Origin of the sequence: Providencia sp. (assembly GCF_003533305.1) — a bacterium.
Classification (GTDB): Bacteria; Pseudomonadota; Gammaproteobacteria; order Enterobacterales; family Enterobacteriaceae; genus Providencia.
The window spans coordinates 175,046-186,250 of the sequence record NZ_DOEH01000021.1 but is presented as its reverse complement, the minus strand read 5'-3'; the positions used below and the strand labels follow the sequence as shown (position 1 = coordinate 186,250).

7 protein-coding genes are annotated in these 11,205 nt (G+C 36.8%); 4 read left to right on the top strand and 3 right to left on the bottom strand.

Going from position 1 to position 11,205, the window contains the following annotated elements; all coding sequences use genetic code 11:
• Positions 1-110: 110 nt before the first annotated feature.
• The gene (locus DD649_RS13350) at positions 111-1,139 is read right to left on the bottom strand and encodes a tetratricopeptide repeat protein (protein WP_294107669.1); all 1,029 of its coding nucleotides are present in this window, start codon (positions 1,137-1,139) and stop codon (positions 111-113) included.
• 1,016 nt (positions 1,140-2,155) lie between these two features.
• Here DD649_RS13350 and dtpA point away from each other — a divergent pair.
• A complete protein-coding gene (gene dtpA, locus DD649_RS13345) occupies positions 2,156-3,625 on the top strand; it encodes a dipeptide/tripeptide permease DtpA (RefSeq protein ID WP_294107667.1) in 1,470 nt (489 codons plus the stop codon).
• A gap of 201 nt (positions 3,626-3,826) precedes the next feature.
• Here the strand turns inward: dtpA and glpX are convergent, their stop codons facing one another.
• Both glpX and DD649_RS13335 read right to left on the bottom strand, forming a co-directional pair.
• A complete protein-coding gene (gene glpX, locus DD649_RS13340) occupies positions 3,827-4,804 on the bottom strand; it encodes a class II fructose-bisphosphatase (RefSeq protein WP_294107878.1) in 978 nt (325 codons plus the stop codon).
• 181 nt (positions 4,805-4,985) lie between these two features.
• Complete coding sequence (locus tag DD649_RS13335; RefSeq protein ID WP_294107665.1) at positions 4,986-5,909, bottom strand: AEC family transporter; 924 nt, start codon at positions 5,907-5,909, stop codon at positions 4,986-4,988.
• 487 nt (positions 5,910-6,396) lie between these two features.
• On the opposite strand from DD649_RS13335, the gene DD649_RS13330 reads away from it, so the two are divergent.
• The 3 genes from DD649_RS13330 to DD649_RS13320 all read left to right on the top strand — a co-directional run bounded on the left by DD649_RS13330 (position 6,397) and on the right by DD649_RS13320 (position 11,160).
• Positions 6,397-9,198 carry a DUF2339 domain-containing protein gene (locus DD649_RS13330; protein WP_336430838.1) on the top strand — a complete coding sequence of 934 codons (2,802 nt, stop codon included), beginning with the start codon at positions 6,397-6,399 and terminating at the stop codon, positions 9,196-9,198.
• Complete coding sequence (locus DD649_RS13325) at positions 9,195-10,682, top strand: DUF3999 family protein (protein ID WP_294107661.1); 1,488 nt, start codon at positions 9,195-9,197, stop codon at positions 10,680-10,682. Before DD649_RS13330 ends, DD649_RS13325 begins: the two co-directional genes overlap by 4 nt.
• Positions 10,683-10,884: 202 nt before the next feature.
• The gene (locus DD649_RS13320) at positions 10,885-11,160 is read left to right on the top strand and encodes a hypothetical protein (RefSeq protein ID WP_294107659.1); all 276 of its coding nucleotides are present in this window, start codon (positions 10,885-10,887) and stop codon (positions 11,158-11,160) included.
• Positions 11,161-11,205: the final 45 nt, after the last annotated feature.

The window sequence follows — 11,205 nt, the reverse complement described above, 5'->3', positions numbered from 1 at the left end:
CATACTTATGTATGCTCCTAGGGCTTAGCTTTATTTGTCGCCTACCTACAATCTAAACTATTTAGAGGATTAGTTATGCGTAGAATGCAGATCTTCTGATCGCGGCGGAATTATCTTTGTTGATTTTCTAAAATCAGTACCTTTTTTTGCGCGCGTTCATTCCCTTGGGCTGCTGCTAGCTTGTACCAGCGCAAAGCTTTATTATCATCTTGTGTTACGCCCATTCCATATTGATAACATGCACCGCTTGCATATTGTGCATCGGCGCTGCCTTGTTGGGCTGCTTTAATAAACCAATGACATGCTTTTGCTTGGTCAGCTGAAACACCATCGCCACGTGCATAAATTAAAGCTAAATTAAATTGAGCGGAGGCTTCACCTTTTTCGGCGGCAAGAGTTAACCACTTAATGGCTGACTTTGTATCTTTCTTAACACCTTGCCCGTAGAGATATAGCATCCCTAAACTATTTTGGGCGGGTGAAAAATTTAAATTTGCGGAGCGAGTAAAATATTGGAAAGCAAGAGGGTAATCTACCTTATTATACATTCCGGTTGCTGCTTGATAACCTAGCAAATATAAAGCTTGAGGATGATCTTTTTGTGCAAGGGATAGATATATTTTTTCAGCTTTCTTAGGGTCCTCTGTGACTGCGGTTCCTTTTTCATACCAATACGCCAAAGTAATTAATGCCGCAGGGAAATCTTGTTGTGCTGCTTTTTGTAACCAATTTTCGGCTTGCTGTGGATCCTTCGCTAAAAGCTTATCAATACCATTTAAAGTATATTCTGCCATATTCATTTGGCCTATTGGGTCACCTGCTTCTGCGGCTGTTTGCATCCAATACAGCATCAATTTATTGTCTTTAGCTATGCCTGTACCTTGTTGATACATAAGAGCAAGATTGATTTGTGCTTTAGTGAAACCTTGAGCCGCAGCTAATCCATACCATTTTAGTGCATCCTCAAATTGACGATTTGATTGATAAAACATCGCTAAATTAAATTGGGCTTCTGCTTTTCCTGTTTTAGCTAGTGTGAGTAAACTTTGTTCATCCGTTAAGGGGGGGGAAGTTTTCGCATAGGCTAAATGGATGAATACACTGCCTATGAGTAGCAGTGAGATAATTATTTTTTTCACTTTTATTCCTTTCAGCCGTATTTTTGCAAATGCATTCTAATGATAGGTTATCCTGTTGTTTTCATTCATGCAATCATCAAACAGGAATCAATATTTATTCGTATAATTTAGCAAAATTGTTATCTTTATTATTTTTTTCTAAGAAAAAGTGTAAAAAAAATAAAAAAAGATGAACCTTCTGGGGAATATGAATGTCTTATTAGTAACTATATTATTGTTTGCTTGCGTAAACATTCATATATTTACCCTCATCATTCATTTCTTTACACGAAGTAATGTAATAATGCAGCTACGTAGTGATAGTTTGAAAGATCCTTTAGTAGTATGCATTATGCCCAGTTCATTTTCTGGGCTTTTTTTTATCAAAAATTTGATATTCCCCCATTTTATTATCCAATCTAACGTAAATGACTAACTATTCATGCTAAATGAATAGTAGAGATAATCACAATTAGTGATAGTTATCTTATCTAATAATAATTTCAAGGTACTATTTTATACATATTCCCTCTTTGTGTTATTTAGGGACATCCTTGGGGCTGAAATTAAATCCATTAAATAAAAACGTACTGTTATTATTTCAATATAGAATAATATTCTTAACAATCGTTGAACATCTGATTAATTAGTGGTCGATAATAATGTTGTTATTTTGTGAAATATTGAAGTTAATAACGATTAAAATCTATTCATCCAGTAATTAACACTAGCTAATTCTTTATTTTTGGTGCATAAATAACGTATATTGAATAATGGATTGATAGGTCATTAGCGGTTTATATTCCTGTTAATGTTGAATAATTAATCAATTATACTTTAACTCATTGAATTTAATGTTCGTGATTCATAAACAATATTCACATACTGTTTTATTTGTTTTGAGGTCAGGGAATGATACTCCTCCTACCGAAAGTGAATCTTTCAGACTTTTAATTCTTGAGATCATAACAATGCGAGAGCGCAAATAGCGTTCCGTGGTTTTTTTGCATATGTACAGGTTGTACTAGAGGTAACTTGTGTCCACAACTAACAATAACAAAGAGGAAATAAGTCTTAACGCGTTTAAGCAACCTCGCTCATTCTATCTCATCTTTTCTATCGAACTCTGGGAGCGTTTTGGTTATTACGGTCTTCAGGGAATACTTCCAATTTATCTTAGCCAAGTGCTGGGAATGTCTGAAACAGAATCGATTACACTGTTCGCTGCATTTTCTGCTCTAGTTTATGGTTTTGTTGCGATTGGTGGTTGGTTAGGAGACAAAGTTCTTGGCACCAAGCGTGCGATTGTTCTTGGAACCATTGTCTTAATTGCGGGGTATGCATTTGTTGCCTACTCAGACCATGATGTGTCAATGGTATATTTAGGTTTAGCAACAATAGCTGTGGGTAACGGTTTATTTAAAGCTAATCCCTCTTCATTATTGTCTACTTGTTATGATAAAGATGATCCCCGTCTGGACGGTGCATTTACTATGTACTATATGTCCGTCAATATCGGTTCATTCTTCTCAATGATAGCAACCCCTTGGTTGGCAAAACATTACGGTTGGGATGTCGCATTCTCTCTTAGTGTTGTCGGCCTCATCATTACACTTATTAACTTCTTTATGTGTAAAAAGTGGGTTTCTCAGCATGGCTCTAAACCTGATTTTGAACCGGTCGTTATTTCGAAATTGCTGGCTACAATCGTTGGTGTGGTTGCACTAATCGCACTTTCAAATTGGTTGCTTTATAACCTCGGTGTTGCTCGTACTGCGTTGGCGATCATTTCATTAGGTATTTTAGTTATTTTTATCAAAGAAACATTGGCGTTAACGGGCTTGGCTCGTCGTCGAATGATAGTTGCATTGATTTTAATGCTTGAAGCGATAGTGTTCTTTGTTTTATATAGCCAGATGCCGACTTCTCTAAACTTCTTTGCTTTACATAATGTTGAGCATGATGTGTTAGGATTTGCCATTGAGCCTGCTCAGTATCAAGCGTTAAATCCATTGTGGATTATGATTGGTAGCCCAATATTAGCTGCTATTTATAATAAGATGGGCGATAACTTACCGATGCCGCATAAGTTTGCTATTGGTATGGTACTTTGTTCTGCAGCATTCTTGATTTTACCTCTAGGTGCTAAGTTTGCTAATGACGCGGGTATTGTTTCCGTAGAATGGCTGGTTATTTGTTATGGTTTCCAAAGCATCGGTGAATTGATGATCTCTGGTTTAGGCCTCGCAATGGTAGCACAATTGGTACCACAGCGTTTGATGGGCTTTATTATGGGCGCATGGTTCTTAACTAACTCGGCTGCGGCCTTTATTGCCGGTTATGTTGCATCCCTAGCGGCTGCACCACAAGGTGAGATAACTAGTAAAATAGAATCATTAGCGGTTTATAGTGATGTATTCTTAAAAATTGGTATTGCAACGGGTGTGATCGCCATTATTATGGTCTTTACCGCACCGATGTTAAACCGTATGACACTTGAGCGTTAATTTTTCGCTCGAATGACATAATAATAAAAGGGCTGATTTAGCCCTTTTATTATATTTAGTCTATTTCGATATTCAAATTAATTAAATTCATTTAGTTAACCGAATTCAGCGTTTATTTACGACACTTCTATATTCATTTCTATGTACCTCCGTTGTCTGTCACAACGATTTGGTACTTTTCGAATCAGGTAGATAAAAAGACTATTTAAAGTGGCGGTTATTGATAATTTTTAATGAGCGGTTGTGGCCACTAACTAAAATAGTATTCGATGTACGGCTATAGTCATCGTGAGAAATTCCCCCCATAAGCACGGTTGATGTAATCGCGGTGGCAGAAAATATAACGTCAGAAGTACTTACCATCATATCGAGAGATAAAATTTCGCCAATTTCAATCCCCATTTGCTTACAACGTAAGGTTTCTTGTAACGCAAGTTGCTTGTTTTGCTCGCTGTCGCCTTTAGCCTGATCGCGAGAAATTAATCTTGCTTGCATATCGCCACCTAGAGCACGTGCAATAGCCGCACTGATAATGCCCTCAGGTGCGCCACCAGTACCATACATCATATCAATTGGATGCTCTGGTAAGATAGTTAGCAATGATGCCAGCACATCGCCGTCAGGAATAGTGATAACGTTTGCACCAAAATTTCGAATGGTTTTGATGATATGTTGATGGCGTGGTTTATCTAACACTGCAATCGATAAGCTTGAAATAGGTTTATTTAAAGCAGTAGAAAGAAATTCAAGATTTTTTTCTAACGGATTTGCCAGATGTACAGCACCTTTAGCTGCTGCACCGACTACTATTTTTTCCATATACATGTCGGGAGCTTGTAATAGTGTACCTGCAGGCGCAGCGGCTAGTACAGCAATCGCATTTTGCTCATTACAGGCAACCATACGGGTTCCATCAATGGGGTCTACGGCTATATCTAAATGCTGATTTCCGGATTGTTTTCCGACTTGTTCGCCAATATAGAGCATAGGCGCGTCATCAATCTCTCCTTCACCAATAACAATTTTTCCATGAAAATCAATTTCATTAAGGCGATTACGCATTGCCTCTACAGCTGCTTTATCAGCTGCATTTTTGTCTTGTTTTCCTATCCAATCAAAAGCTGCAATGGCAGCAACTTCGGTAACTGATGCGATAGCAGAAGCTAATTCATCGCTAATTTTCATTTTTAATTTATTTCCCAGATGTATAAAAAGTAAGAATTTGACACCATGATACTTTTTTTGTGATCTGTCTTGCAAATATTAGGTGGATTAATCAGCGTAAATAAGGGGAATAAAATAGAGCTGGAGGGGAAATAAAAAGAATAGGGCAGATTATCGTTAATCTGCCCTTAAAAAATTAAAGCATTTCGACGATCGTAATACCGCCAATAATAGAAATTAATGCGGCTAAGGTACTGAGTAATACAGTTCCTGCCGAGGTTTCTGTATAGGCTTTATTACTAATCGCCAATGCAGGAACCGCTGTTGCTGTGGGTAATACACCGATAATAAATGCCGCTTTTAATAAGTCATCTTGGAGTCCAAGGGCAAGACCTGTGCCAAGTATTAATGCGGCTTGCACAAAGTTTTTAATGAAGACGTTAAAAATAATTTCCGCATTAATTTTTAATTTAATACCTGATAGAAGTAACCCAAGGAAAAACAGTGCCACACCACCTGCGGTTTTACCTAATTCATTAACTGAATTTTGTAATATTTCAGGTAATTTAATGCCACAAATTGCGAGAATTGCGCCAAGAACAGGTAAAAAGACTAAGGGTTGAGCAATCGCTTTTCCGATAGATTTTATAATGCTATTTCCCTGTTGCGTGCCACTTATCATCAACAAGGTGAATGGAATAATGATAACGGTATAAATAAGGTTACCTAACACCATGGCAATCAAACCAGATGATCCTACTGTTGCTAATAGCACGGGTGGCCCACAGTAAGCCATGTCGGGAAATGAAACGGATAACGCTTGCATGGCTGCATCTTTTTTATCGTGATGGAAAAAAACTTTCCCTACAATAAAACCAATCACATAAGAAACAATTAAACCTACAGCTAAAGCCAACAAGTAATCGATATTAAGTAATACATCCGGTGGCGCTTGGGCTGCCGCTAAAAATAAAGCAAAAGGTAATGCAATTTTGACAACAAAATCTGCGAATGCTTGAGAGTACTCTCTTTTAATAAAACCATACTTACCTGAAAGCCATCCTACAGCTAAACCCAGAACAATAGGGCCAAGTGCAGCTAGTATTATGTGTAGTAGCATAAGTCCTCTTTACGGCATAGTCTTTTTACGAGCTAGATTATATATTTGTATTTTTACGGCTGTTTTTTTCGCTTAAATACACTTTTGGTTCCATTAGAACTGAATATATAAATATCATAATCATGATAAAAAACACTAACTATCTCTCTATTTTTAAACAAAATTAATTATTATCTAAATGCGAGCATCGAAAAAATAGTATTAATAATATTCTATAAAAGGATATATAAATTTTAGCGGTGTTAAATAGCTATTAAGCTTTTTCTGAATTTTTTAATTTTTAAGGTAAGCGATGATACAAAGATATAAACTCATCTTTATTTGATACTCCTGTGGGGAGTTGAATTGGTGGGGCAATAATTATTTTGTAACAGTTTATTACATTGAGTTGGCAAGGGCATCAATGCTATCTACACTAGCGTTTACCACTGAGAGTGAGTGTTAGCCGTATTCTTAGTTACGAATTTCATTATGAGGAAGCCTATTTGTGGATATTTGGATACTAGTAGGATTCATATTAGTTATTTTACTTGGTATAGCCCCCATTTTGGCTATCATGGCAATTAATCGAACAAGTCGGTTAAATCATCAGATTTCTGAGTTAAATCAACGTGTTTTTTCTCTTGAGACAGTAGTTTCACAATATAATCAAAAGCATGATATAGACATTGGTACTCAAGAAAGCACCCAAACTGAAGGTAGTCCATCACAAATCAAAGTCAACAATAGCTGTGAGGAGCTGCCTGTTTTAGTGTCGGAATTTACCGACAAAACGTTATATTCGCAATCTAGTCAATCTGAAACGGTTAACTATACAGCAGTCATCCCACAAGAAACGCCTAGAGTCGTTAACTCAACCGCTGAAATACCTGTTGAAGGGATAAACCCAAATCGATTTGATAGTGTGAAAACTACCACTTCAACAATGAGAAATAATGATAATAATCCATCAATTTTTGGTCATTTCTTTAACTGGTTGGTTAAAGGAAATCCCCTCGCTAAGGTCGGAATATTATTATTGTTTTTAGGCGTTGCCTATCTACTTAATTACACCGTGCAAAATGATATTATTTCGCCGCAAATTCGATTACTACTCAGCACCGTGGGCTGCTTAGCGTTACTCGGTACGGGGTGGTGGCTGCGTAATAAAAAAGAGTTATTTGGTTTAATATTACAAGGCGGCGCAATTGGCTGCTTGTACATTACCGTATTTGCAGCATTTAAGTTATATACGATGTTACCTTATGCAATGACATTTGTTTTCATGTTGCTCATTTGTGCGGCGAGTATCATGTTAGCATTACTTCAACGTACAATTAGCTTAGCTATTTTAGCATCGATTGGTGGTTATTTAGCACCTATATTATTATCAACGGGTGGTGGAAATCACATCATTCTGTTTTCTTATTATCTGATGCTATCAGGTGCTATTTTGATTATTAGTTTGTGGCAAGCATGGCGACCACTTAACTTAGTTGGCATGTTTATGACCTATGGTGTTGCCATTCTATGGGGATTAACTAATTACCAGGCGGAATACTACCTGTCTTGCCAACTGTTTATTATTGCTAATCTGATCATCTTTAATGCATTAACTCAATTATTTGCAATACGTTTTGACCATAGTCAGCAGTTAGTGGTGGATAATACGTTATTATTCGTTCCGCCATTTATCAGTATTGCATTACAGTATTTTATTTCAGAAGGTATTGGGTTATTACCTGCTTTTGTTGCTTTATTATTGGGGTGCCTCTATCTCATTGCTGGCTTGCATATTCATAAGCGTTATAAAAATGCAGGTAAAAATATGGCATTGGGTAATATCATTATTGGTAGTGGCTTTATCACCCTCGCAATACCGCTTGCCTTAACTTTTGAGTGGACGTCGATTATTTGGTCGATGGAAGGTCTACTTATTCTTTGGTTCGGTTTGCAGCAAAATCAAAAGAAAATGACGCTTATTGGCTCATTACTTATTGTTGTCAGTGCGATTACACTGCTGAGTGATTATCCTTATCTTTATTGGACACGTAGTAGTACTTATATGGTGCCCGTATTATTGGTAGCTTGCTTTTGTGCTGGAGGGTTATTTCACTCGAGGCGTAAACAAGAAAGCCATTTTGATGTTTTAAGTTATGGTTTCTTAATTTTAGGATTAATTGTTTGGGCCTGTTGGGTGCCAATGATTACCGATATTCTGTCTTGGAGTGGTGAGTCAGAAGGTTTCATTATTATGGCACTTGTCGTTATTTCGGTTTGGATATGGCGTTCATATGCAATTAAGATAGATTGGGTTCCTTTACTGTTATGTCAGTCTTTTCTTTGGCTTGTTGGATATTATTATCTGGCACTCAATTTTATCTATGATGAAAATCCAATGGGGCTTGGTGAAGGCTCGTTAATATGGCCAGTTATTTTGGGAAGCTCCATATTATTTGTTATTCATGCATATAAAGTCCGTAATATCTGGATGCAACGCGTTTTACATGGTGCAAATTTTTGGTTGATACTCGCATTTATTGCAACACAGGTAAATTGGTTTGTGGAGATTTTACCTTGGGGTATGCATGAACTAGGGTATTTCTTCTATGTTATGGCAATCACCTTGACCACTTTAGTGCTTTATTGGTTACAGCAAAATAGATTATCTCCAATGAGACGTCATGGGCTTATTTATTGGTATAGCTTCTTACCTGTAATGGTCGTGCTTATTATCTTATCTTATTGTGCGAACTTGGAAGATGGCAAATTAATGTTCTGGAATTATATTCCATTAATTAATCCATTAGATGAAGCAGGCCTTTTTAGTATTGCTGCAATTTTGTTGATGCATCGAGGTTTTGCGCAAAAACTTAAAAAAGTTACCGAGTATGATATTTGGATTATGCGAGGACTTGTGGTGGCGACAGCTGCTCTTTCTGTATTATGGTTTAATGGCATTCTTATTCGTGCAACCGCAGACTTTGCAGATTTAAATTGGAATTTTTATGTGCTATATCATTCTCGCTTAGTTCAAACCGTGCTTTCAATTAGCTGGGCACTTGCTGCATTAGTATGCATGGTCATTGCTGCGGTGAAGAGAAATCGAATTTGGTGGTTCAGTGGCGCCAGCATTTTTGCGTGTGTTATTGTTAAATTGTTCCTTATTGATATATATGGGCAAGATGGCATATCACGAGCGATTTCATTTATTGTTGTTGCGCTATTGATATTAATTGTTGGTTATTTCTCACCACTACCACCTAAAGTTGATCATGACATTGCACAAGAGAAGGAGACGCAATCGTGAGCCTAATAAAAAAAAGAGGATTTAAAGGGCTACTTTCAGTCTTTTCCTTGGCATTATTATTTTCAAGCCATCTTTATGGTGAAGAGATTAAAGAGGCGACACCTTATAGTTATTATCAAGGCATAGAATTAGATATCCAAGATAGTAATAGTCCTTTTTTCTGGTTGGAGTTACCTCCAGAAGCTTATATTAACTCTGCGTATCCAAAAACATTGCAGGATGTACGCGTTTTTAACGGTACAGGTGATGAAGTACCTTCAGCTCTTTTCTATGATGCAGAAAAATCGATTTCGACTTCTAATATTTCTTTTGTGCCTCAACGCTTAATTGCACAAGTTGATAATGTAAAGTCACAGAATGAATATTTAGATGATCAACAATATTTATTAGTTGAAGCAATCCCTGGAAAAGTGACTCGAATTGAATTACCGAATATGCAAAGGAAGCAACAGACAAATTACCAGGCTTATTTATTGACGCGAGATCAGACTAAAAATAAGGAAATGTTAGCTCAAAGCTTGAATTTAGATTGGGCAAAAAGTGAAAAGGAATGGCAAGCGAAGGTTTTCATTTATGCAAGTAATGATAAAAAAGATTGGGTTAATATTTCTGCCAATCAGCCTATCATGAATTTGAAATTAGATTCAGGTACTATTGCAAGTAATACCATTGAGCTTTTGCGTGGAGATTCTGCGGTATTGAATGCGCCTTATTTGATGGCGATTGTTGTTAGCGCACCAGAAGTCCTCGTTCCTGATTTACAAAAAGTAAATGCGACCGCCAATATTTTAAATTCAACGCGTCGTCAGCAGGTATTTCATTTTGAAATGACCAATGATGGCGTATCGAGAGAACACATTATTTATCAACTCGCATCTTCACAGCCTCTTTCTGAACTACAGGTCAAGTTACAGCAATCAAATAGGGTTATTCCTTTAAAAATCGAGTATTCATCTGAAAATATTGATGACTGGAAATTATTAAGAAATATAGTTGCCTACAACCAAGTGACTGATGGGGAAAGTGTTAGTAATCCGACTATTGCACTCAATGGTGAAATGATCAGAAAATTAAGGATCACTGCATTAAAGGGAAGTTGGGAAGAGAGTCCTCCTCGTATTGACGGACAAAGGGATGGCATTAATATTATTTTTAATATGCAAGGTGCCGCGCCTTATTTGTTAGTGTGGGGTAATAAGCAGGCTAATCTTGATAAAATGACGTATAGCGATCTCATTGGTAAACCATATGGTGTTGATGAGGTGATGTCGCATTATCCTGAACTTTATGCAACAGATAAAGTTATTGAACTTGGTGGCGTAGAACGACTGAGCTCAATTGAGTTAGTTGATGATGATGTGAATTGGATGACAATCGCATTGTGGGTATTGTTATTTATTGGAATAATTGTTTTGCTGTATTTTTGTTGGTATTTATTTAAAGAGATCAACGCGTCAGATAAAGATACTTCAAATGATTTATAGCTTATATTTTTAGGTGATTAAGGGAGCTAAGTGCTCCCTTTTTTTATATTGATGGTGACAAAGATGATTAATAACTTTGGTTAACTAAACACAACTCGACGTAATTTTATTCATTTACTTATCTACGTAAACAATTACCCAATCTTGGTGTTATTTGACGTAGATATGGGATAAAACTGAGACATAGAAATAGGAGATGTTTATGAAGCGAATGTTATTGGCTAATTTATTCATGGTGGTTGCGTTATTGACGAGTACATCCGTATTTGCACAGGTTACTGATAGTGCAATTTCCTACGACCTAGCACCCTATAGTACAACACAGTTAAAATATATATCAGAACAGGCAAGTGTCCATGAACATGAGGTTGGTGATCTTGAGTCTGAACGCGAGGTCATTGAGGTAAGCCGCCTTCGTTTAAGTGAAAATACTAATGATAAGCGATTTACAGGACGTCAATTTAGGATCTATGATTAAAATAGGAATAAGGTTATCAAGTGAAAACGTGAGTATATAGATGAT

Coding starts and splice junctions, on each gene's coding strand:
- DD649_RS13320 (WP_294107659.1), top strand. CDS start 10,885: ATGAAGCGAATGTTATTGGCTAATTTATTCATGGTGGTTGCGTTATTG.
- DD649_RS13335 (WP_294107665.1), bottom strand. CDS start 5,909: ATGCTACTACACATAATACTAGCTGCACTTGGCCCTATTGTTCTGGGT.